21 protein-coding genes are annotated in these 22,214 nt (G+C 70.6%); all 21 read left to right on the plus strand.

Annotated elements, in window-relative coordinates:
* On the plus strand, positions 1-249 hold a 249-nt coding region (locus IRZ18_02895), incomplete at its 5' end, for a hypothetical protein (protein MBX5476053.1).
* Positions 250-444: 195 nt separating this feature from the next.
* The gene (locus IRZ18_02900) at positions 445-1,710 is read left to right on the plus strand and encodes a replication-associated recombination protein A (protein MBX5476054.1); all 1,266 of its coding nucleotides are present in this window, start codon (positions 445-447) and stop codon (positions 1,708-1,710) included.
* Between the two features lie 135 nt (positions 1,711-1,845).
* A complete protein-coding gene (locus tag IRZ18_02905) occupies positions 1,846-2,304 on the plus strand; it encodes an Rrf2 family transcriptional regulator (GenBank protein MBX5476055.1) in 459 nt (152 codons plus the stop codon).
* A 13-nt stretch (positions 2,305-2,317) separates the two neighbouring features.
* A complete protein-coding gene (locus tag IRZ18_02910) occupies positions 2,318-3,481 on the plus strand; it encodes a cysteine desulfurase (protein ID MBX5476056.1) in 1,164 nt (387 codons plus the stop codon).
* The gene (gene mnmA / locus IRZ18_02915) at positions 3,478-4,608 is read left to right on the plus strand and encodes a tRNA 2-thiouridine(34) synthase MnmA (GenBank protein ID MBX5476057.1); all 1,131 of its coding nucleotides are present in this window, start codon (positions 3,478-3,480) and stop codon (positions 4,606-4,608) included. The genes IRZ18_02910 and mnmA overlap by 4 nt, the downstream gene beginning before the upstream one ends.
* A 131-nt stretch (positions 4,609-4,739) precedes the next feature.
* The gene (locus tag IRZ18_02920; GenBank protein ID MBX5476058.1) at positions 4,740-5,276 is read left to right on the plus strand and encodes a PRC-barrel domain-containing protein; all 537 of its coding nucleotides are present in this window, start codon (positions 4,740-4,742) and stop codon (positions 5,274-5,276) included.
* A gap of 58 nt (positions 5,277-5,334) precedes the next feature.
* A complete protein-coding gene (locus tag IRZ18_02925) occupies positions 5,335-5,529 on the plus strand; it encodes a hypothetical protein (protein ID MBX5476059.1) in 195 nt (64 codons plus the stop codon).
* Positions 5,526-5,750: a hypothetical protein gene (locus tag IRZ18_02930; protein MBX5476060.1), complete on the plus strand. Its 225-nt coding sequence runs from the start codon at positions 5,526-5,528 to the stop codon at positions 5,748-5,750. Before IRZ18_02925 ends, IRZ18_02930 begins: the two co-directional genes overlap by 4 nt.
* 24 nt (positions 5,751-5,774) lie before the next feature.
* The gene (locus IRZ18_02935) at positions 5,775-6,809 is read left to right on the plus strand and encodes an AI-2E family transporter (protein ID MBX5476061.1); all 1,035 of its coding nucleotides are present in this window, start codon (positions 5,775-5,777) and stop codon (positions 6,807-6,809) included.
* Positions 6,810-7,205: 396 nt separating this feature from the next.
* The gene (gene alaS, locus IRZ18_02940) at positions 7,206-9,869 is read left to right on the plus strand and encodes an alanine--tRNA ligase (GenBank protein ID MBX5476062.1); all 2,664 of its coding nucleotides are present in this window, start codon (positions 7,206-7,208) and stop codon (positions 9,867-9,869) included.
* A 63-nt stretch (positions 9,870-9,932) separates the two neighbouring features.
* On the plus strand, positions 9,933-10,619 hold the full coding sequence (locus IRZ18_02945; protein MBX5476063.1) for a rhomboid family intramembrane serine protease: 687 nt from the start codon (positions 9,933-9,935) through the stop codon (positions 10,617-10,619).
* Positions 10,620-10,621: 2 nt separating this feature from the next.
* Complete coding sequence (ruvX, locus tag IRZ18_02950; GenBank protein ID MBX5476064.1) at positions 10,622-11,047, plus strand: Holliday junction resolvase RuvX; 426 nt, start codon at positions 10,622-10,624, stop codon at positions 11,045-11,047.
* A 120-nt stretch (positions 11,048-11,167) separates the two neighbouring features.
* Positions 11,168-11,515, plus strand: coding sequence for a DUF1292 domain-containing protein (locus IRZ18_02955; GenBank protein ID MBX5476065.1), 348 nt, complete (start codon positions 11,168-11,170; stop codon positions 11,513-11,515).
* Positions 11,516-11,614: 99 nt separating this feature from the next.
* The gene (gene mltG / locus IRZ18_02960) at positions 11,615-12,631 is read left to right on the plus strand and encodes an endolytic transglycosylase MltG (protein MBX5476066.1); all 1,017 of its coding nucleotides are present in this window, start codon (positions 11,615-11,617) and stop codon (positions 12,629-12,631) included.
* Positions 12,628-13,398, plus strand: coding sequence for an HAD family hydrolase (locus IRZ18_02965; protein MBX5476067.1), 771 nt, complete (start codon positions 12,628-12,630; stop codon positions 13,396-13,398). Before mltG ends, IRZ18_02965 begins: the two co-directional genes overlap by 4 nt.
* Positions 13,399-13,513: 115 nt before the next feature.
* Positions 13,514-15,103 carry a gamma-glutamyltransferase family protein gene (locus IRZ18_02970; GenBank protein ID MBX5476068.1) on the plus strand — a complete coding sequence of 530 codons (1,590 nt, stop codon included), beginning with the start codon at positions 13,514-13,516 and terminating at the stop codon, positions 15,101-15,103.
* Positions 15,104-15,361: 258 nt separating this feature from the next.
* Complete coding sequence (locus tag IRZ18_02975; GenBank protein MBX5476069.1) at positions 15,362-16,792, plus strand: extracellular solute-binding protein; 1,431 nt, start codon at positions 15,362-15,364, stop codon at positions 16,790-16,792.
* Positions 16,789-17,775: a sugar ABC transporter permease gene (locus IRZ18_02980; GenBank protein ID MBX5476070.1), complete on the plus strand. Its 987-nt coding sequence runs from the start codon at positions 16,789-16,791 to the stop codon at positions 17,773-17,775. The genes IRZ18_02975 and IRZ18_02980 overlap by 4 nt, the downstream gene beginning before the upstream one ends.
* A 17-nt stretch (positions 17,776-17,792) precedes the next feature.
* Positions 17,793-18,629, plus strand: a complete 837-nt coding sequence (locus IRZ18_02985) for a carbohydrate ABC transporter permease (protein MBX5476071.1) — start codon at positions 17,793-17,795, stop codon at positions 18,627-18,629.
* Complete coding sequence (locus IRZ18_02990; protein ID MBX5476072.1) at positions 18,626-19,783, plus strand: ABC transporter ATP-binding protein; 1,158 nt, start codon at positions 18,626-18,628, stop codon at positions 19,781-19,783. Before IRZ18_02985 ends, IRZ18_02990 begins: the two co-directional genes overlap by 4 nt.
* Positions 19,784-20,121: 338 nt before the next feature.
* Positions 20,122-22,191 (plus strand): acetate--CoA ligase, encoded by a 2,070-nt coding sequence (acs, locus tag IRZ18_02995; protein ID MBX5476073.1) that lies wholly within the window; start codon positions 20,122-20,124, stop codon positions 22,189-22,191.
* Positions 22,192-22,214 lie beyond the last annotated feature (23 nt).

Below are 22,214 nucleotides of genomic sequence, written 5' to 3' on the forward strand. Positions count from 1 at the left end.
GTCACCCTGGAGAGGGTGCGGCTGTTCTCGGACGCCTCGGCCGCAGGCGAGGACGCGGCGCAGTGGGCGGCCCTGGCTTCGCCGGCGGCGCCGGTCGGCGCGTACACCTTCGCGTTCCCGCTGAGCCCTGAGGGCACGGCTGAACTGCCGCCGCCCCCGCCGGCCGCCGGCCGCAGCGACCCGTTCGCGGCCACGGGCGCCGCCGGAGCGTCGGCCGGTACGCCGTCGCCGGCCGCGAGCGCGCCGTGACGCCGCGTGACCGGAACGGGAAGAGAGCCTGGCGCGCGAGACGAGCAACCACCGTGTGACCGGCCGCGGCGCGGCCGTTACGATGAGACCGTGAGGCCGGCGCGTCCGCAGCGCCGGCCAACGAGGGAGGCGCCCGCCGTGAACGACGCCCGCACACCGCGCCCCGACCCCGGCCGCGCGCCGCTGGCCGCGCGGATGCGGCCGCGCACGCTGGACGAGGTCGTCGGCCAGGAGCACCTCGTGGGCCCCGGCCGCATCCTGCGCCGGATGCTGGAATCGGGCGCGCTCCGCTCCCTCATCCTCTTCGGGCCGCCGGGGACGGGCAAGACGAGCCTCGTCCACATCATCGCCCGCACCGCGGGCCGGCCGTTCGTCTCGCTGAACGCCGTCAGCAGCGGCGTCAAGGAGCTGCGCGAGGCCATCGACGCGGCGGGCCCCGGCGGCCTCGTCCTCCATGTGGACGAGGTCCACCGCTTCGCGCGCAACCAGGTGGAGACGCTGCTTCCGGCCGTGGAGGACGGCCGCGTGATCTTCATCGGGACGACGACCGAGAACCCCTTTCTCTCGCTGCCGCCCGCCTTGCGAAGCCGCTCGACGATCCTGGAGCTCAAGCCGCTTTCCCCGGCGGACGTCGAGACGGCCCTGCGGCGCGCGCTCGCGGACGAGGAGCGCGGCCTCGCGGCCTGGCGGCCCGTCGTGGACGACGACCTGTTGAAGAAGCTCGCGCGCGCGGTCGGCGGCGACCTGCGCGCGGCGCTCAACGCCCTGGAGCTCGCCGTGCTCACGGCGCCGGAGACGCCGGAGGGTCGCGCGGTCGAGGAGGAACGGCTGTGGGAGTGCCTGCGCGCCGAGTTGCACACGTTCTCGGAGTCGGACGGCTACGACCTCCTCAGCGCGCTGCAGAAGAGCGTCCGCGGCAGCGATCCCGACGCCGCGCTGTTCTACCTCGCGCGCCTCGTGTCGGTGCGCTTCGACCTCGCCACCATCGGCCGGCGCCTCGTCGTCATGGCCGCGGAGGACGTCGGCAACGCCTACCCGCAAGCCACGTCCATCGCGCTGGCCGCGGCGCAGGCGGCGCTGATGGTGGGCTACCCGGAAGCGCGCATCCCGCTCGCGCAGGCCGTCGCCTTTCTCGCGGCGTGTCCCAAGTCGAACGCGGCCTACGCCGGTCTGGAGAAGGCCCTGCGCGACGTCGAGGCGGGCAAGGGCCTGACCGTCCCGCCGCACCTGCGTGACGCCCACTACAGCGGCGCCGCGCGCCTGGGCCGCGGCGTCGGCTACCTCTACCCGCATGACTACCCGGGCAATTGGGTCGATCAGCCGTACCTCCCCGAGGATCTGCGCGACGCGCGCTACTACGAGCCGACGTCCAACGGCATGGAGCAGACGATCCGCGAGCGATTGGAGCGCCTGCGCGCGCAGCGCCGGTCGAAGGGTCCTGACAATTTCTCCTCTCATTGACGGCGCGCGACGCGAACCCGTACGATGAAGACAAAGCAGTGCGTTCACCCGGAATTGGCGCGGCAAGATCGCGGCCGCGCCCGGATTTGCGCCTGGCGGCGGCCTTGAATACGCGCGCGGAAAGGAGACGCGGCGGTGTACATCACGACCAAAGGCCGTTACGGCACGAAGGCTCTTTTTGAGCTCGCCCTGCGGTACGGCGAAGGCCCCGTGCCTTTGCGTGAAATCGCGGAGAAACAAGGCCTTTCGGAACACTATCTGGAGCAGCTTTTTTCGCCGCTGCGCAAGGCCGGTCTCGTGCAGAGCGTGCGCGGCGCGCAGGGCGGCTACATGCTCGCCCGGGATCCGCAGGATATTACCGTCGGAGACGTGCTCCGCGTGCTGGAAGGGCCGATCGCGCCCACGGAATGCTCCCTGGGCGGCCCGGATTACGCGTACCGCTTCTGCGGGGAAAAGACGGTCTGCGTCGCCCAGGACGTGTGGATCAAGGTGCGGCGCGCCATCGAGGACGTCGTCGACAACATCACCCTGGCCGACCTCGTCGAGCAGGATCGCGAGGCGCGGCAGCGACTGGCTCACATGTACTACATCTGAAGGAGCGGCCGGCATGGGCCAGCTGTACTTTGACTACGCGGCCACGACCCCGGTCCACCCGGACGTGGCCGCGGTCATGTTGGAGACCCTCCGGGAGAACTGGGGCAACCCGTCGAGCATCCACGCGACGGGCCGGGCGGCGCGCCGGGCGCTGGACGAAGCCCGTCGCCGCGTGGCGGAGCTCATCCATGCCCCGCACTTCCGGGACGTCATCTTCACAAGCGGCGGCAGCGAGGCCGACAACCTCGCCGTGCTGGGCGCCGCGCGCGCGCGGGCGGAGGAGGGGCGCCGGCACGTCGTGACGAGCGCCATCGAACACCACGCCGTGCTGGACGCGTGCCACGCCCTCCGCGCCGAGGGATTCGACGTCACCGTGGTGCCGGTCGACGGCGAGGGGTTCGTCGACCCTGACGAGGTCCGCCGCGCGCTGCGGCCGGACACGGCGCTCGTCACGGTCATGCTGGCCAACAACGAGATGGGCGCCATTCAGCCCGTCGCCGAGATCGCGCGCGTGGCGCACGAGGTGGGCGCCTGGGTCCACACGGACGCCGTGCAGGCCGTCGGCCAGATCCCGGTCGACGTGCAGGCGTTGGACGTCGACCTGCTCTCGCTCTCGGCGCACAAGATCTACGGCCCGAAGGGCGTGGGCGCGCTCTACGTGCGCAGCGGCCTGCGCCTCAAGCCTCTGACGTTCGGCGGCGGGCAGGAGCGGGCGTGGCGCCCCGGCACCGAGAACGCCGCCGGCATTGCGGGGCTCGGCAAGGCGGCGAAGTTGGCGATGGCCGCGCTCGCGGAGGGCGAGCCGGCGCGGCTCACCGCCTTGCGCGACCGCCTGATCGCCGGCATCCTGGACCGCGTGCCCGGCGCGCGCCTGAACGGGCCCGCCGGCGAGGGACGCCTGCCGAACAACGTCAACGTGAGCCTCGCGGACGTGGACGGCGAGGCGCTGCTCGTCCACCTCGACCTGGCCGGGCTTGCCGCGTCCAGCGGCTCCGCCTGCACGTCCGGCAGCATCGAGCCGTCGCACGTGCTCCTGGCGCTCGGGCTGCCGCGGGAGCTTGCGGCGGCCGGGCTGCGCCTGACCGTCGGCCGCCCGACGACGGAACAGGACGTCGACCGCGCGCTCGCCATCCTTGAGGAGGCCGTGGCGCGCGTGAGAAAGGTGAGATCCGCATGAGCCGCGGCGTGGTCGTCGCCGCGATGAGCGGCGGTGTCGACAGCTCGGTGGCCGCCGCCCTGCTGAAGGAGCAGGGCTACGAGGTCATCGGCGTCACCATGAACCTCTGGCCGGAGGACGAGCCGGGCGTCGTGCAGGAGCGCGGCGGCTGCTGCGGGCTCGGGGCCGTGTTCGACGCGCGCGCCGTCGCGGACCGCCTCGGCATTCCCTACTACGTGTTGAACTTCCGCGACATCTTCGAGACGCAGGTCATCGACCGCTTCGTCGCCGACTACGCGCGCGGTCGCACGCCCAACCCCTGCCTCGCCTGCAACCGGTACATCAAGTTCGACGCGCTCTTGCACAAGGCCCGGCAGATGGGGGCCGACTACGTGGCCACCGGCCACTACGCACGCGTGGACCGCGACCCGCTCACGGGCCGCTACCGCCTGCGCCGCGCCGTCGACGCGCGCAAGGACCAGTCCTACGCGCTGTACGCCCTCACGCAGGACCAGCTCGCGCAGACGCTCCTGCCGCTCGGGGGCTTCACGAAGCCCGAGGTGCGGCGGATGGCGGCGGAGCGCGGCCTCTTCGTCGCGAACAAGCCGGACAGCCAGGAGATCTGCTTCGTCGCCAGCGGCCGCTACACGGAGGTCGTCCAGGAGCGCGCCCCGCAGGGCATGACGCCCGGGCCCATCCTCGACCTCGACGGCCGCGAGGTCGGCCGCCACTTCGGCCTGGCCGCGTACACCATCGGCCAGCGCCGGCGCCTCGGCATCCACGCCGACCGGCCGCTGTACGTCGTCGCGCTGGATCCGCAGCGCAACGCGGTCATCGTGGGACCGGAGGAAGCGCTCTACTGCGAGGGGCTGGTGGCGGAGGACCTCAACTGGATCGCGTGGCCGGAACTGACGGAGCCCGTGCCGGTCGAGGCCAAGATCCGATACAACGGCCAGCCCGTGCGGGGCGTGATCCATCCTCAGGAGGACGGCCGCGTGCGCATGGTCTTCGACGAACCGGCCCGATCGGTCACGCCCGGCCAGGCCGTCGTGTTCTACCGCGGCGACGAGGTCGTCGGCGGCGGCACGATCGAAGCCCCCCTGCGCGGCGCCGGCCACCCGCTCGAGCGTCTCGCGGCCGCGCACTGAGCCCCTTCGAGGATCTCGATGGCGTCACGCCCCGTGCGCCGGCACGGGGCGTTTTGCATGTCCACGCGCTGGCGTGACCACCGACGCCCGTTCGCCGCCCGCCGGGCACACTAGGCCGGGAGGGACGCGACGTGGAACGACGGCGTCGCTCGGAAGTGATCGGCCTGCCCGTCCTCGGCCGGGACGACGCGCGGGTCCTCGGCCGGGTGGTCGACATCCTCGTCGGGCAGGGCGGCGACCGCGTCGTCGGCTTCCTTCTCGACGGCGGCGGGACGTGGCGCGGCGAGCGCATCGTTCCCTTCGAGGAAGTCGCGGAGATCGGCCCGTCTGCCGTCCTCGTCCGCACGGACGTGGTCCTGCGCGCCGGCCGCGAGCGGCGCGACCGGCTTCAGGCGATGCGGCGGCGGCACCGCTCGGCGCTCGGTACGCGGCTCGTCGACGAGAAAGGGCGCGATCAGGGCACGATCGACGACGTCGTCTTCGATCCCGAAACGGGCCGCATCCTCGGCTACAGCGTGAGCCTAGGGCTGGTCCGGGACATCGTGGACGGCCAGGGCTTCCTGCCGGCCGACGGGCGCCTCGTGTGGACGGGCGGCGACGTGGCCATCGTCCGCTCCGGCCCGGCCGGTGAAGGGACGGCGCCCGCCGGGGACCCGGTCTCCGGTTAAGCGCGCGCCGACCGTGACACACTGTGCCTAATCGAGACACGGGAGGAAGGTCCGCAACGTGGATTGTCCGCAGTGCGGAGGGCGCCGGACCGGGAGGATCGCCGCGGAGCAGTTCTTCTGCTGGGACTGCTGCGTCGAGTTCGGCTGGCACGGCGACGAGCTGGCGGTGTACAGCGTGGACGAAGAGGGCGAGCTGGTCCCGATCCACACGGGTGCATCCGTGGGGACGGCCGGCGCGGAGGTGAGCGAGTGATGCGTCGCTTTTGGCAGGGCATGCTGGCCGGCGGGATGGTCGTGGCCGGGCTGGCCTGGTTCGTGGCGGAGCGCCGGTGGCGCTACCGCTGGGCCATGCGCATCCTGCGCCAGGGCCGCATGGCCGCGCGCATGGCGCGCCATGGCTGGAACGAGGCGGAACGCCGGATGAGCCGCGCAGGCCGTCGCCTGCGTTACGCGTGGCGCGCCCTCAAAGACTAGACGAAAGGCCCGAATCCATTGCCGTTGCGCGCGTGGCTGGCTCGACCGACCGTGCGCTGGGGCGCGGGCGCGGCGGCGGTGGGGGCCGTGGTCGGGCTGGCGTACCTGTTGCGTGGCGCGCTCGCGCCGTTTGCACTGGCGGCGGCCCTCGCCTACCTCCTCGCGCCCCTCGTGGAGTGGGCGGCGCGGCACGGCCTGTCGCGGCCGTGGGCGGTGCTCCTCGTCTACGCGCTCGTCGGCGTGGTCCTCGCCGCGCTCGTCGCGTTCGCGGTGCCCGTCTTCGTGACCGAGGTGCAGAACCTGGCCGACCGCCTGCCCCAGTACACGCGGCAGGTCCAGTCGGCCATCGAGCACGCCCAGCGGGACTACGCCCGGGCCGCGCTGCCGCCGACCGTGCGCGACGCGATCGACGCCGCGATCGAGCGCGCCCAGGCGTCCCTCCACGCGCGGTTGCGCGCCTGGCTCTCCGGGCTCGTGGGGCTGGCGCGGGACGTGCTGGTCCTGGCGGTCGCGCCGGTCTTGGCGTTCTACATGCTCGTCGACCTGCCGCGGCTCAAGCAGGCGTCGGTGCGCTGGCTCCCTCCGGAGGCGCGCCAGTCGCTGATGCGCTACTTCGGCGAGCTCGACGCGATGCTTTCGGGGTACGTGCGCGGCCAGCTGACGCTCGCGTTCATCGTGGGCGCGCTCGCGACGCTCGCGCTGTTCGTGCTGGGCGTCCCGTACGCCCTGCTGCTCGGCGCGCTGGCCGGGCTCGGCGAGCTCATTCCCTACTTCGGGCCGGTCGCGGGCGCCGTCCCGTCCGTGGCGGTGGCGCTCACGGAGTCCTCCCGTCTGGCCCTGTCCGTCGTCATCGCGTTCGTCATCATCCAGCAACTTGAGAGCGCCGTGGTGGGGCCCTTCGTGATGCGGACCACCCTGGGGCTGCACCCGCTCGTCGTCATCTTCTCCCTGCTCGCCGGCGGACAGCTGGCCGGCCTGGGCGGCGTGATCCTGGCCGTGCCGTTCGTCGGGTTCCTCGTGGTGACGGCGCGCTTCTTCTACCGGGTTCTGGTGCGGTGACCAGGGACCGCATCCGTTTCGCCGGCGCGCGCCGGGGCGTGTGGACATCGGCGCCGCGGTTCTGTAGAATGCTGCCAGCGTTTATGCGCACCCATACGCAGCGATGCGGACCACGAGGCCGCGGACGGCGCGGAACCCAGCGAGGGGCGGTCGGTGAAAGGCCCTGTCCGCGCGGCGGCCAGCCCGGTCCAAGCTCCGGACGGTAGGCGGAGACGCCGAAGTCCGGCGCCGCGCCGCGATACGGCGCGTGCGGCCCGCCGGGCGCTCCTTTCGGGGCGCGGGTGGCGGGCCGGCGAGGCGGTTGCCGCGAGGCAGCCGCGAAGCAGGGTGGTACCGCGAAGGATGTTCGCCCCTCGGCCGACGGCCGGGGGATTTTTTTTAAGGGAGTGGTTCCACATGTCCACGACGGTCACGCGACCGCGGACATCCGCCGAAATCCGCCGCGCCTTCCTGGAGTTCTTCGAGCAGCGCGGCCACGCGCGCGTGCCGAGCTCGTCGCTGGTGCCGGCCGACGACCCGACGCTGCTCTTCACGAACGCCGGCATGGTCCAGTTCAAGGACGTGTTCACGGGACAGCGCCAGGTGCCGTACCGGAGGGCCACCACGGCGCAGAAGTGCGTGCGCGCCGGCGGCAAGCACAACGACTTGGAAAACGTGGGCAAGACGGCGCGTCACCACACGTTCTTCGAGATGCTCGGCAACTTTTCGTTCGGCGACTACTTCAAGCGCGAGGCCATCACCTTCGCCTGGGAGCTTGTCACGGAGGTCTTCGGGCTGCCGATGGAGCGGCTGTGGGCCACGGTCTACCGCGAGGACGACGAGGCTGCGCAGCTTTGGCAGGAGATTGCCGGCCTGCCGGCGGACCGCATCGTCCGGCTGGGGGAGAAGGACAACTTCTGGGCCATGGGCGACACCGGTCCCTGCGGTCCCTGCAGCGAGATCCTCATCGACCGGGGCGCCCGCTACGCCTGCGACGCGCCGGAGTGTGGCATCGGGAAGTGCGACTGCGACCGCTGGCTCGAGATCTGGAACCTCGTCTTCATGCAGTTCGAGCGCGGGGCGGACGGGACGCTGACGCCGCTCCCCAAGCCGAGCGTGGACACCGGCATGGGGCTTGAGCGGATCGCCTCCGTGCTCCAGGACGTGGACACGAACTGGGACACGGACCTCTTCCTGCCGCTGCTCCGCCGCGTGGAGCAACTCTCCGGCCGCGCGTACGACCGCGGACCCGCCGGGTTCCCCTTCCGCGTGATCGCCGACCACGCCCGCGCGTGCACGTTTCTCATCGCCGACGGCGTCGTGCCGTCCAATGAGGGGCGCGGCCACGTGCTGCGCCGCATCCTGCGCCGGGCCGTGCGCTTCGGGAGGAAGCTCGGCCTCGACCGCCCGTTCCTCTGCGACATGGTGCCGGCCGTGGTCGACGTCATGGGCGAGGCGTACCCGGAGATCGCCGGCGCGCAGGAGTTTGTGCAGAGCGTGATCCGGCAGGAGGAGGAGCGCTTCGGCCAGACGCTGGAGCAGGGCATGCAGCTGCTGGACGAGCTTGTGGAGGAGGCGAAGCGTTCGGGCCGTGGGCAGATCTCCGGCGAGGACGCCTTCCGTCTCTACGACACGTACGGGTTCCCGCTGGACCTGACCGTCGACGCCGCGGAGGAGGCCGGCCTGACGGTCGATCGCGACGGTTTCGAAGCCGTGATGCAGGAGCAACGCCGCCGTGCCCGGGCGGACTGGCAGGCGAAGATCGGCGCCGCGACGCGGGGCGGGGAATGGGCGGAGTCGCTGCCGCCCACGGAGTTCGTGGGCTACGACCGCCTCGCGGCGGAAGCGGAGGTCGTCGCCATCGCGGCGGACGGCGCCGGCCGGCCGGAGGCGCGGGAGGGCGAGCGCGTGCTCGTCGTGCTGTCGTCGACGCCGTTCTACGCCGAGTCGGGCGGCCAGGTGGGCGACACCGGCTGGCTCGAAGGCCCGGCGGGCCGCGCCCGTGTGGAGGACACGCGCAAGGAGGCCGGCGTCTTCCTTCACGCGGCCACGGTCACCGAAGGACGCCTGGCCGTGGGCGACGTCGTCCAGGCGCGCGTCGACGAGAACCGGCGCCGGGACATCATGCGCAACCACAGCGCCACGCACCTCCTGCACCGGGCGCTCAAGGATGTGCTCGGCGAGCACGCGAACCAGGCGGGCTCGCTCGTCGCGCCGGACCGCCTGCGCTTCGACTTCACGGCGCTGGCGGCGCCCAGCCCCGATCAACTGGCGGAGGTCGAGGCGCGCGTGAACGAGGCCGTGCTGGCGGCCCACCCGGTGCAGGTCCGGCACATGAAGCTGGACGAGGCGAAGGCGATGGGAGCCATGGCGCTCTTCGGGGAAAAGTACGGGGAGATCGTGCGCGTCGTGTCGATGGGGCCGTCCATCGAGCTCTGCGGCGGCACGCATGTGCGCAACACGGCGGAGGTCGGCCTCTTCGTGCTCACGTCCGAGGGCAGCGTGGGCAGCGGCGTGCGCCGCGTGGAGGCGGTGACGGGCCGAGGGGCATATGACTATGTCAAGCGCCGCGAGGCGCTGCTGTCCGCCGCGGCGGAGGCGGTCAAGGCGCCGGTCGAGGAGTTGCCGGCGAAGGTGGAAGACCTCATGGCGCGCCTCAAGGAGCGCGAGCGCGAACTGGCCGCCCTTCGCGCCCAGGCGGCGAGGGGCGAGGCGGACCGGCTGGCCGCGACGGCGGAGCCGGTGCACGGCGTGCCGGTCGTGTTCGCGGAAGTGCGCGATTACGACGCCGACGGCCTGCGCACCCTCGCCGACCACGTCCGCGACCGGCTGCGCTCCGGCGGGGTCGTGCTGGCCGCGCGCGTGGGCGAGCGGGCGATGTTGCTCGCCACGTTCACGCGGGATGTCGTCGAGCGCGGCGCGCACGCCGGCGAGGTGGTGGCGCGGGCCGCGCGCGCCATCGGCGGCGGAGGCGGCGGCCGTCCGGACTTCGCGCAGGCCGGCGGGCGCGACGCCACGCGGCTTGCCGACGCGCTCAAGGCGGCGCGCGAGGCTGTGAGCGCCATGCTCGGTTCCGCCTGACGTTCCGCCCGGCGTTCCGGCCGCAGGCGCCGCCGCCCCCATCACCGCGAGGAGGTCGAGCTTCTGGTCCCGTTACGCGACAGCGAGCCGTCCGGAAGGTTTCCGTGGGTGACGATCACGCTGATCCTCGTCAACCTCTACGTGTTCATGCGCCAGTGGCTGCTGCCTCCGGACGCGGCCCAGGCGCTGATCGCGCAATGGGGCGTGATCCCGGCGCGCGTGGACGCCGCCTGGCAGGGCGCCGCGCTGTCGCAGCCCCACGTCCTGGCCACGCTGGTGACGGCCACGTTCCTTCACGGCGGCTGGCTGCACGTCGCCGGGAACATGCTCTTCCTCTGGGTGTTCGGGGACAACATCGAGGCGCGGTTGGGCTCGCTGCGCTATCTCCTCTTTTACTTGGCGGCCGGGGTGGTGGGGAACGTCGCGCACGTGCTGGCCAACCCGGGTTCCCTGGTGCCGGCCATCGGCGCGAGCGGCGCCGTGGCCGGCGTGCTGGGCGCGTACCTGGTGCTGTACCCGCGGTCCCGCGTGCGAACGCTCATCTTTCTCGGCATCTTCATCACCGTGATCGAGGTTCCGGCGCTGCTCCTCCTGCTGTACTGGTTCCTCGTGCAGTTGGCCAACGGCCTCGCGGCCGTCAGCATGCCCGGAGTGGCGACGGTCGCGTACTGGGCTCACATCGGCGGCTTCGCGCTGGGGATGGTCGTGGCGCGGCTGCTGCCGCCGCGGCGCGACTGGGGGAGGGACTGACCTTGCGCGTGCTCGCGCTCGACGTCGGCGAGCGGACGCTGGGCGTGGCCGTCAGCGATCCGCTGGGCTGGACGGCCCAGGGTCTCCTCACGCTGCGGCGCACGCGGGACGAGCGCGACTGCGACGCGGTCCTGGACCTCGTCCGCCGGTACGAGGTCGAGCGGGTCGTCGTCGGCCTTCCGCGCAACATGGACGGCAGCGAAGGCGAGCGGGCCCGGCGCACGCGCCGCTTCGCCGAGCAGTTGCGACGCCGGCTGCCGGTCCCGGTGGAGGAGTGGGACGAGCGTCTCACCACGGTGCAGGCGGAGCGCGCCCTTCTGGACGCCGACCTCTCGCGGGCCAAGCGGAAGCGGGTCGTCGACGCCGTCGCGGCGACGCTCATTCTACAATCGTACCTCGAACGCCACCGGCGCGCGGGGGACGGGTGAGGCGGCGGCACGGCGCTTGTGCGGCCGCACGCCGCCGGCCGCGGTCGGCTAAAATCTTGCTTTATGGTGTCCTGCGATTCGGATACACTACGCATAGCACCGACGAGGAGGTGACTCGGCGTGGCCAACGACAGCTACGACGAGGAGTACTTGGAGGACGAGCACATCGTCCTGACGGATGACGAAGGCCAGGAACACACCTTTGAACTGCTCGATGTCATCGATGTCGACGGCAAGCGGTACGCGGTCCTGACTCCGGAAGAAGAAGAGGACGACGAAGCCGTCGTGCTGCGCATCGAGGAGGACGAGGACGGCGAAGAGGTGCTCGTCGACATCGAGGACGACGCCGAGTGGGAACGGGTCGCCGCTCGTTGGGAAGAGATCCAGTCCGAGTGGGAAGACGACGAGGAATACGGCACGTACGAGGACGAAGGGGACGACGAGGACGACGAAGAGGACTGGAACTGACCTCCGTCCCTCGCTCACCGCGACATCCATGAACCGCCCGCACGGGCGGTTCATGCTATACTTGGGGGGATTTTCCGGCTCGGAAAGCGGGGGACGGCGGTGCGGCGATGGGCCTGGGCAGGCGTTCTGGCCGCGGCCGCATTGCTCCTGGCGTCGACCGCGGCGGCTGCGCTTTCCCTGGTCGCGCCCGCCGACCCGGAGTCCCGAGACGCCGTCCTGGTCCGCATCCCGGAAGGCGCGAGCACCGGGGGCATCGGCCGGATCCTCGCGGAGCGGCACATCGTGAAGAACGCCCTGGCGTTCCGCCTCGCGGCCCGTCTCGACGGCCTGGCGGGTCGCCTGCAGGCTGGCTGGTACCGCCTCAGCCCCTCGATGACCACGCACGAGATCCTGGAGCGCCTGGCGCGCGGAGACGTGGCGACCGTCCGGTTCACCGTCCCTGAAGGGTACACCGTCGCGCAGGTGCGCTCGCTGCTCGTCCGGGAGGGGTTCGGCGACGCCAAGGCCGTCGCGGCCGCCACGACGCAGCGCAGCCGCGTCGCCGCCTGGTTGCCGGCGGGGGCGGAGGTGAAGGAGCCGCTCGAGGGCTATCTTTTCCCGGACACCTACACGGTGCCGTACGGCAGCGGGGCGGACGCGGCGGTGCGCGCGATGACGCGCCGCTTCGCCGAGGTGTGGGCGCCGGAACTCGCGGCGCGCAGCCGGGCGCTGGGGATGACGGTGCACCAGACGGTCACCCTGGCCTCCATCATCGAGCTTGAGACAAAATATCCCCAGGACCGGCCGCTCGTGTCCGCCGTCTTCCACAACCGCTTGAAGCTCGGCATGCCGCTGGGCAGCGACGTCACGGTGGCGTACGCCGTGGGCAAGCCCGCGAAGGAGCTGACGCGCGCCGACTTCGCCAATCCGTCGCCGTACAACACGTACGTGCACGCGGGCCTCCCGCCCGGCCCGATCTGCAATCCGGGGCTCGACGCCATCCGCGCCGCCCTGGAACCGGCGAACGTCCCGTACCTCTACTTCGTGGCCCTGCCGGACGGCCACCTACTCTACGCGAAGACGCATGAGGAACACCTGAAGAACGTCCGCAGAGCGAGGTCGATGGAGAGCCGATGATCGCAGCACCGGCCGGCGGGTCGGGGGCGCGCGGCTGGCGCCCGGCCGCGGTGTTCTTCGACTTGGACGGCACTCTTGTGGAGACCACCGCCGACTTCTATCGAGGCTACTTTCTTCTCCTGGCTCAGGAGTTCGGCGGCGATCGCGGCGCCGAACTCGTCGCCGCGGTGAACGCCGCCACCGAGGAGGTCCGCGCCGAAGGATTCCGGCCGGCGCCCGTCGGCGAGCGGATGCTTCGGGGCATCGCGCGCCGGCTCGGCCTGAGGTTCGAGGACGTCGCCTCCTTCTTCGAACGCTTCTACGCCACGCGGTACGACGGCCTCGCCGGCACCGTGCGCGCCATTCCCGGCGCGCGCCGCCTTGTGGAGGCGGCGCGCGGTCTGGGCGCGTTCCTCGGCCTGGCGAGCGACCCCGTCTTTCCCCGGGAGACCATCCTCAAGCGCCTGGCATGGGGCGGGCTCGACCCCGCCGCCTTCGCGCTGGTGCTAGGCGCCGAGGAGGCCCACGCCCTCAAGCCGACGCCCGACTACTTCCTGGAGCTCGCGCGGCTCGCGCGCGTCGCCCCGGAGGCGTGCGCCCTCGTGGGCAACGACCCGGATCTCGACGGCGCCGCGGCGGCGGTGGGGATGCGCGTGTTCGTCCTCGCCGGGGACGCGCATGCCGTCACGCACCGGGAGGTGCAGGGGCCGCCGAAGTTTGAGGGCGCCCGCACCGGCACCGTCGACGATGCCGTGGCGTGGCTCGCCGCGTTCCAGCGCCGCGAGTGATGGCCGCGGCGCAGGAACGCGGTCGCGCGAGAAGAAGGAATCGGGTGCCCGGCCGGCGATGACCGGCCTCGTCGACCCGCTCCTGGAGGTGCCGTCGTTGCGCTTCGATCCCCTGATGTTTCCGTACCCGTCCCGTCGTCATCCCGTCTACGCCGCCAACGGGATGGTGGCCACCTCGCAACCCCTGGCGGCGCAGGCGGGGCTCTCGGTGCTGCAGGCCGGAGGCAACGCGATCGACGCCGCCGTCGCGACCGCCGCTGCGCTGACCGTCCTCGAGCCGGCGTCGAACGGCATCGGCGGGGACGCGTTTGCCATCGTGTGGACCAACGGGCGGCTGTACGGCTTGAACGCGAGCGGGCCGGCTCCGCGCCTGCTCTCGATCGAGGCGCTCCATCGCGCGGGGCTGTCGGAACTGCCGCGCTACGGGTGGGCGCCGGTCACGGTGCCGGGGGCGCCGGCCGCCTGGGCTGCCCTGTCGGCGCGCTTCGGGCGCATCGGCCTGGAGCGCGCGCTGGCGCCGGCCGTGGCGTACGCGGAGCGGGGCTACCCCGTCTCCCCGGTGCTGGGCGCGGCGTGGCAACGCGCCTACAGCGTGTACGAAGCCCAGCCTGAACGGGAGACGTTCCGCGCCTGGTTCGAGACGTTCGCCCCGGAGGGCCGGCCGCCGCGCATCGGCGAAGTGTGGCGCTCGCCGGACCACGCGCGCACGTTGCAGCGCATCGCGGAGACGGGCGCCGAGGCGTTCTACCGCGGAGACCTGGCGGAACGGATCGACCGCGCCTCCCGGGAGCAGGGCGGGTACCTGCGGAAGGAGGACCTGGAATCGTTCCGCCCCGAGTGGGTCGACCCGGTCCACGTCCGCTACCGCGGGTACGACGTGTGGGAGCTGCCGCCGAACGGGCAGGGGCTGGTCGCCCTCATGGCGCTGAACATCCTGGACGGCTTCGAGTTCGCCGCACGCGAGACCGTCGAGACCTACCACCTGCAGATCGAAGCGGTGAAGCTCGCGTTCGCGGACGGGCTCCGCTACATCGCGGACCCCCGGTCCATGTCGGTCCGCGTGGCCGACCTGCTTTCCCCGGGATACGCCGAGGAGCGACGCCGCTCCATCGGCGCGCAGGCGCTGGAGCCGGCGCCCGGACGCCCGCCCGCCGGAGGGACGGTGTACCTCTGCACGGCCGACGCGGAGGGCAACATGGTTTCGTACATCCAGAGCAATTACATGGGGTTCGGGTCTGGCGTCGTCGTCCCCGGGACGGGCATCGCGCTGCAGAACCGGGGTCACAACTTCAGCCTGGACCCCACGCACGACAACGCCCTGGCGCCGGGCAAGCGGCCCTACCACACGATCATCCCCGGCTTTCTCACGAAGGACGGGCAGCCCGTCGGCCCGTTCGGCGTGATGGGCGGCTTCATGCAGCCGCAGGGGCACGTGCAGCTCGTGAGCAATCTCGTCGACTTCCACCTCAACCCGCAGGCCGCCCTCGACGCGCCGCGCTGGCAATGGATCGAAGGCCGCGCGGTCGAGTTCGAAGAGGGCGTGCCGCGCCACATCGTGGAAGCGCTGGCGCGGCGTGGCCACGCGGCTCGATGGGCGCTCGGCTCGGGCGGTTTCGGACGGGGTCAGGTGATCCTTCGCCTGCCGGACGGGGTGCTCGTCGGCGGCAGCGAGCCGCGTGCGGACGGGCAGGTCGCCGCCTGGTAGGCCGCCCGGCGGCCGTCGATCTCGCGTTCTTGAGCGTTTCCGTGACTTGACAGGCTGCGCGCCCGTCAGGTACAGTTCCAACCGCTGTTAGCACTCACGTCAAGCGGCTGCCAACAAGGCGCTCGCTTGGTCCGAAGGCCTTCGTTACCTTCATTTCCCTAAGACGAGACGTCTCGCGTGTCGGCCATTGCGGGGTCCATCGCGGACCGGCGCTCACTCTAGCGCGCGCGTGCATCACGATTCGCGTTCGGGAGGTGCGTGACGGTGCTGCGATTGTCCGGTCAGCGCAAGCACGTGGGTTGGCGCAAGCGGGCCGCGGCGCTGGCGGCGGCGGCGCTTGTCGCCGGCGTCCTGACCGGCTGCGGCGCGGCCGGGTCAAAGGAGGGCGCCGCGGCGCCATCGGTCGAAGGCCGCGTCGAGACGGTGACGCTCCGCGCGATCACCATCGGTGGGCCGACGGAGCGGTACCGTTTCGACAATCTTAAGGACGCGGCCGAGCGGCTGAACCAGGAACTTGAGAAGGAGGGCGACCGCGTGCGCGTCCGTCTCGAGGGACAGCACGTGGATCGCCCGTGGGACCAGTACAAGCAGCAGTTCATCCTTGCGGCCGAGGCGGGGAAGGCGCCGGACATCATCCTCAGCGGCCACGAGGACGTGGCGCCGTGGTCGGCGGCGGGGTACATCGTCCCCCTCGACCAGTATGTCCGCGGCAAGCCCGTGTACGACGACATCTTTCCGACGCTCTGGAAGTCGGTGACCCTCGACGGGAAGATCTGGGCGATTCCGCAGGACGTGGAGGCGCGGCCGCTCTTCTACTGGAAGTCGCAGCTCAAGCAACTCGGCTGGAGCGACGAGCAGATCCGCACGTTGCCGGATCGCATCCTGAAGGGCGAGTTCACGCTGGACGACGTGCTGTCGACGGCGAAGCAGCTTCAGGACAAGGGCATCGTCCCGGCCGGGCAGGGCTTCTGGACACGGCCGCAGCCCGGGCCCGACTTCTACATGTTCTACCTGGCCTTCGGGGGCCAGCTGCAGGACCCGTCGACCGGGAAGCTTGTGCTGGACAAGCAGGCGCTGTTGAAGGAGTACGAGTTCTTCGCGCGGGCCAGCCAGGAACTCGGCGTGATGCGGCCGTCGCTGCTGGGCACGGACTGGTCGATCTGGCACCGGACGGTGAGCGAAAAGAAGGTCGGCTTCTTCGTCGGCGGATCCTGGCAGGTCGCGGTGTGGAAGGACCAGTACGGGCTCTCGGACGAGGGGATGCAGGACCTGGGCTACGCCCTTCTGCCGGCCGGAGAGCGCGGCCATCCGGGCGTGACGCTGTCGCATCCGCTGGTGTACATGGTCACGGCCCAGTCCAAGCACCCGGACCTGGCCGCGCGGTTGATTCTTGAGGCGACGGCTCCTGAGCTCAACGCGCGGCACGCGGTGGCCAGCAATCACCTGGCGATCATGCGTTCGGAGCTGCAGAACGCGGACTACAAGGGTGACAAGCTGCTGAACGACGTGGCCTACATGGTCGAGCACGCCGGCTTCCTGCCGCTTCACGGCCAGTTCGGCAACTATGACCAGGCCGTGTACCGCGGGCTGTCGGCGGTGATCGCGGGGCAGCAGAAGCCCCAGCAGGCGGTCGACGTCGTGGTCCGCCAGCTGCAGTCGCAGCTCCGCGACCAGGTGATCATCCGATGAGCCCGCGCCGCAGGCGGGGCCAGGCCACTCGATCCACCCGCCCGCACGCGGGGGGCGACCGGCGCCCGGCGCGGTCCGGGCGCCTGGCGCTCCTGTTCCTTCTCCCGTTTGCGCTCGTGGTGTTCGTCTTCTTCGTCGTGCCGGTCGTCCTGACGCTGCTGATGAGCCTCACGGACGTCAGCGTGGCCACCGGTCTGGGCGGCTTCCGCTGGATCGGGCTCGACAACTACCGGCGGATCCTCGGCGATCCGTCCGCCGGCCTGGTCCTGCGCAACACGTTCTTCTACGTCGGCACGACGCTCGTGTTGTTCAACGTCGGCCTGGCCCTGGTGCTGGCCCTGGCGACGTCTCTCGTGCCGGAGCGCTGGGGCGGCCTGTTTCGCGCGGCATGGCTTCTGCCGCGCATCACGCCGTCCGTGGTGTACGTCCTCGTGTGGAAGTACATGGCTGCCGAGCCGCCGTACGGCGTGATCAACCAGGCGCTCGGCTGGCTGGGCATCGACAGCACGCAGAACTGGCTCTACGCGAAACCGTGGGCGATGGTCATCGCCATCAACGGCCTTGTGGGCGCGTCGATGGGGATGATCATCTTCTCCGCGGCCATCCGGGCCATTCCACGCGAGCAACTGGTCGCCGCGCACGTGGACGGGGCCGGCTCATGGTCCCTCATCCGGCACATCGTGCTGCCGCAGCTGAGGTGGCCGGCGCTGTTCGTGGCGGCCTACCAGACGCTGTCGCTGCTGGCCTCGTACGAGTACATCCTTCTGGCCACAAACGGCGGGCCGGGCTACGACACGACGGAGGTCTGGGCGCTGTACGCGTTCCACACGGCGCTGTCGAACTACTTCGGCAACGCGCAGTTCGGCCTCGGCGCGGCGCTGGCCACGGTGCTGGTCCTCATCGGCGTGGCCGCGTCCGTTCTCTACCTGCGGTTCTTCAACTTCCGGACGATGACGGGCGGGCCGCGCATTGAAGCGGCGTGAAGGAGGAGGTGAGCGCGGTGCTCGGTTCGGTCAGCGAGACGCGACGCCCGGCTTGGGGCGCGTGGCTCTTGCTGGCGGCGGTGACGCTGCCGCTGGCGGCGTTTTACGCGTGGCTGTTGCTGGCCTCCTGGAGCGACGGCATGGAGGGGTTCCGGCCGCTGGCGCTCACGGCGAGAAACTGGTCGTTCCTGTGGTCGGCCGACCCCATGGCGCCGAGCGTGTGGAAGTTGACGCTGAACACGTTCCTGTTCGCGGCGCTGGTGGCGTTGGGCGAGATCGGCCTCGCGAGCACGGCCGCGTACGCCCTGTCGAGGCTGCACGTGCCCGGGCGACGCCTGTGGCTGTCGATGCTCATCATCCTCCACGCGTTTCCGGGCATCACGCTGCTCGTGGCCATGTTCGTGCTGCTTCAGCGGCTCGGCCTGTACGACACGCTCTTGGGCGTGGTGCTGGCGAAGATCGCGCTCGACCTGCCGTTCCACGCCTGGGTCCTCAAGGGCTTCTACGACCAGGTCTCCTGGGATCACGAGATGGCGGGGCTGCTTGACGGCGCGAACCGCCTGACGGTATGGCGCCGCGTCGTGCTGCCGATCATCCGCCCGGGTCTGGTCGCGTCCGGGGTGTTCGCGTTCCTGTCGGGGTGGAGCGAGTTCCTCCTGCCCTACGTGCTGGCGCCCGGCGCGGAGACGCAGACGCTGTCCGTGTATCTGGGGAGCCTCCTGTCCCAGGCCGACATGGCGGACTACGGCACGGTCGCGGCCGTGGCCGTCTTCTACATGGCGCCGGTGCTCCTCGTCTACTTCTTCTTGCAGCGATTCCTGGTCGAGCTGTACTCGGGGGGTGTGAAGCGATGAGAGTGAGGCTGGACCACGTCACGAAACGGTTCGGGCACGTGACCGCCGTGTCGGACCTCTCGCTGGAGTTTCCCGAGGGGCGGCTCGTGGCGTTGCTGGGCCCCTCCGGCTGCGGCAAGTCCACGACCCTGTTCATGCTCGCGGGTGTGTTGCGCCCCAGTGAAGGGACGATCCGTTTCGACGGCGTCGACGTCACCGGCGTGCCGCCGCAGCGGCGAAACGTGGGCATGGTCTTCCAGAGCTACGCGCTGTACCCCCACATGACGGTGTTCGAGAACATCGCCTTCCCGCTGCGCATGCAGAGGCTGCCCTCCGGCGAGATCCGCCGGCGCGTCCAGGAGATGGCGGAACTCGTTCAGGTCGAGCAGCTTCTCAACCGCCGGCCGGAGCAACTTTCGGGCGGGCAGCAACAGCGCGTGGCGCTGGCGCGCGCGTTGGTGAAGCGGCCCTCGCTTCTCCTCCTTGACGAGCCGTTCTCCAACCTCGATGCGCAGCTTCGCCTGACCATGCGCGCCGAGATCCGGCGCGTCCAGCGTGAGCTGGGCGTGACGGCCGTGCTCGTGACGCACGACCAAACCGAGGCGCTGACGGTTTCCGACTGGGTCGTCCTCATGCGCGCTGGGCGGTGCGTCGCCCAGGGCGCGCCGTACGACCTGTACCACTTGCCACCGAACCGCGAGGCGGCCGCGTTCATCGGCCAGCCGCCCATGAACTGGTTCCGGGGCCGGATGACCGGTTCCCGCCTGCATGTGGACGGCCTGCCGGTCGCCCTGCCGCTGCCGCTCGAGGGACGCGCCGAGGAGGTAGAGATCGGCGTGCGGCCGCACCACGTGCAGCTCGTGGCGCCTGGCAGGGGGCAGGTGGACGGCGCCGTGGCGGCCGTCGAGCTTTTGGGGCACGAGAAGCTGGTGATCGTCGAAACGTCGTCCGGGACGGGCCCGGGCGTGCGGGTGTGCGCGCTCGTCCCGGCGGATGCAGCCGTCGTCGAGGGCGAAAACGTTGGGATTCGCCTGCCGGTTTCGCGGCTCCACCTGTTCCGCGCCGGCGACGGCCGGCGGATCGCGTTGCCGGGTGCGGCCGCGCGGCGCGCTGCCGCGGCCGGAGTTGCGGAAGCGCGAGACGAGGAAGCCGCCGCCGAGGAGAGCGCCGTTTGACGCGGCTGGGGAAGGGCCCGAGCCGCTCGGAGGCAGGGCGACACCGTCACCCGCCGGGCGGCTCGATGCCCACCGGCGGTCGGCGCTGGGGTCGCGGCGACACGACATGACAAGTTATCGTGATATCAAATGTTCTATTGTGTAGGGGATCATGTCGATTCGTGGCGCAATGGATTTGCAATAGGATTCTAAAGAATGCGTTCATGTGCGATCGTGCGCCTGCCACGTTCCCAGCGATCGGGGCGCGACGCTCTCAGACCACCGGATTTCGCGCTTGACCCGCCCTGCGGTCTTCCCGAAACCTATTGGGTAAAGATGCCAGAAGGAGGGGCAGGGCCATGGCGCTGGAAAGAGACGTGGAGCCTTCCGAGGCCGAGATCGCCGTCCACTGGAAAGAAGAAGAGTACTATCACCCGCCGGCCTCGTTCATCGCCCAGGCGAACCTCAACGACCCGTCGATGTACCAGCGGTTCAGCCTGGACAACTTTCCGGAGTGCTTCAAGGAATACGCCGACCTTCTGGACTGGTACAAGTACTGGCACACCACGTTGGACACGAGCAACCCGCCGTTCTGGCGCTGGTTCGTCGGCGGACAGCTGAACGCCAGCTACAATTGCGTCGACCGTCACCTCGCGAAATACCGCAACAAGACAGCCATCCACTTCGTCCCCGAACCGGAAGACGAGCCGATCCACCACATGACGTACCAGGAACTGTACCTGCGGGTGAACGAGTTCGCCGCGCTGCTTCGGGACTTCGCCGGGTTGAAGAAGGGTGACCGCGTCACCATCCACATGCCGATGGTCGCCGAGCTGCCGATCTCCATGCTCGCCTGCGCGCGCCTCGGCGTGATCCACTCGGTCGTCTTCGGGGGATTCAGCGGCAAGGCGTGCGCGGAACGGGCCGCGGACTGCGGCAGCACGGTGCTGATCACGATGGACGCCTACTGGCGCAGCGGCACGCTGCTCGACCACAAGGAGAAGGCCGACGTCGCCGTGGAGGAGGCGGCGAAGCTCGGTCTCCGCATCGACAAGGTCCTCATCTGGCAGCGGTATCCGGGGAAGTACTCCAGCCGTACGCCGCTCGTGGAGGGCCGCGACTTCATCATCAACGACGTCATCCGCGCCTACCGGCACCAGATCGTCGAACCGGTGCGCGTCAACGCCGAAGATCCGCTCTTCCTCATGTACACCAGCGGCTCCACCGGCAAGCCCAAGGGGGTCCAGCACAGCACCGGCGGGTACCTGTCCTACGTGGCCGGGACGGCCAAGTACTACCAGGACATTCACCCGGAGGACGTCTACTGGTGCATGGCCGACATCGGCTGGATCACCGGCCACTCGTACATCGTGTACGGCCCGCTGGCGCTGGCCGCCTCCACCGTGGTGTACGAGGGCACGCCCACCCATCCGGACGCCGGCCGCCCGTGGCGAATCGCAGAGGAATTGGGGGTGAACATCTTCCACACGTCGCCGACCGCCATCCGCGGCTTGCGCAAGGCCGGCCCGGACGAGCCGAAGAAGTACAACTACCACTTCAAGCACATGACGACGGTCGGCGAGCCGATCGAACCGGACGTGTGGCGCTGGTACTACCACGTCGTCGGCAAGGGCGAGGCCGTCATCGTCGACACGTGGTGGCAGACGGAGACCGGCGGCTTCCTCTGCACGACGGCGCCCGCCCTGCACCCGATGAAGCCGGGCAGCGCGGGCCCGGGCGTGCTCGGCATCCATCCGGTCATCTACGACGAAGAAGGCAACGAGATCCCGCCGGGGTCCGGCAAGGCGGGGAACCTCTGCATCCGGAACCCCTGGCCGGGCCAGATGCAGACGATCTGGGGCGACCCGGACCGTTACGTGGCCACGTACTTCGCGAAGTACTGCAAGGACTCGCACAGCAAAGACTGGCGCGACTGGCCGTACATGGCGGGGGACGGCGCCGTGCAGGCGGCGGACGGCTACATCCGCATCCTCGGCCGCATTGACGACGTGATCAACGTCGCCGGGCATCGCCTGGGGACGAAGGAGATCGAGAACGCCGCGCTCCAGGTGCCCGAGGTGGCCGAGGCGGCCGTCGTGGCCGCGCGCGACGAGATCAAGGGCATCATGCCGGAACTGTACGTCGCGCTCCATCCGGGCCACCAGCCGAGCGAGGACCTCAAGCGGCGGATCGTGGACACGATCGCGAAGGAGATCAGCCCGATCGCCAAGCCGCGCAACGTCTTCGTGGTGCCGGACATGCCGAAGACCCGGTCCGGAAAGATCATGCGGCGCATTCTCGCGGCCATCTCGAACGGCCGCGAGGACGTCGGCGACGTGACGACGCTGTCGAATCCGGAAGTCGTGCAGGCCATCAAGGAGATCGTGCGCAGCGGGCGGGGCTGGCGCCCAGGCCCCCCCCGGCAGTAGGCAATAGGGGGTAGGGCAATATT

It is taken from the genome of Clostridia bacterium (assembly GCA_019683875.1).
Lineage (GTDB): Bacteria > Bacillota > Sulfobacillia > RBS10-35 > Bu92 > Bu92.

Excerpts from the sequence above, each read along its gene's own strand:
- IRZ18_02900 (MBX5476054.1), top strand. The coding sequence starts at position 445 with ATGCGGCCGCGCACGCTGGACGAGGTCGTCGGCCAGGAGCACCTCGTG.
- IRZ18_02910 (MBX5476056.1), top strand. The coding sequence starts at position 2,318 with ATGGGCCAGCTGTACTTTGACTACGCGGCCACGACCCCGGTCCACCCG.
- mnmA (MBX5476057.1), top strand. The coding sequence starts at position 3,478 with ATGAGCCGCGGCGTGGTCGTCGCCGCGATGAGCGGCGGTGTCGACAGC.
- alaS (MBX5476062.1), top strand. The coding sequence starts at position 7,206 with ATGTCCACGACGGTCACGCGACCGCGGACATCCGCCGAAATCCGCCGC.
- IRZ18_02965 (MBX5476067.1), top strand. The coding sequence starts at position 12,628 with ATGATCGCAGCACCGGCCGGCGGGTCGGGGGCGCGCGGCTGGCGCCCG.
- IRZ18_02970 (MBX5476068.1), top strand. The coding sequence starts at position 13,514 with ATGTTTCCGTACCCGTCCCGTCGTCATCCCGTCTACGCCGCCAACGGG.
- IRZ18_02980 (MBX5476070.1), top strand. The coding sequence starts at position 16,789 with ATGAGCCCGCGCCGCAGGCGGGGCCAGGCCACTCGATCCACCCGCCCG.
- IRZ18_02990 (MBX5476072.1), top strand. The coding sequence starts at position 18,626 with ATGAGAGTGAGGCTGGACCACGTCACGAAACGGTTCGGGCACGTGACC.
- acs (MBX5476073.1), top strand. The coding sequence starts at position 20,122 with ATGGCGCTGGAAAGAGACGTGGAGCCTTCCGAGGCCGAGATCGCCGTC.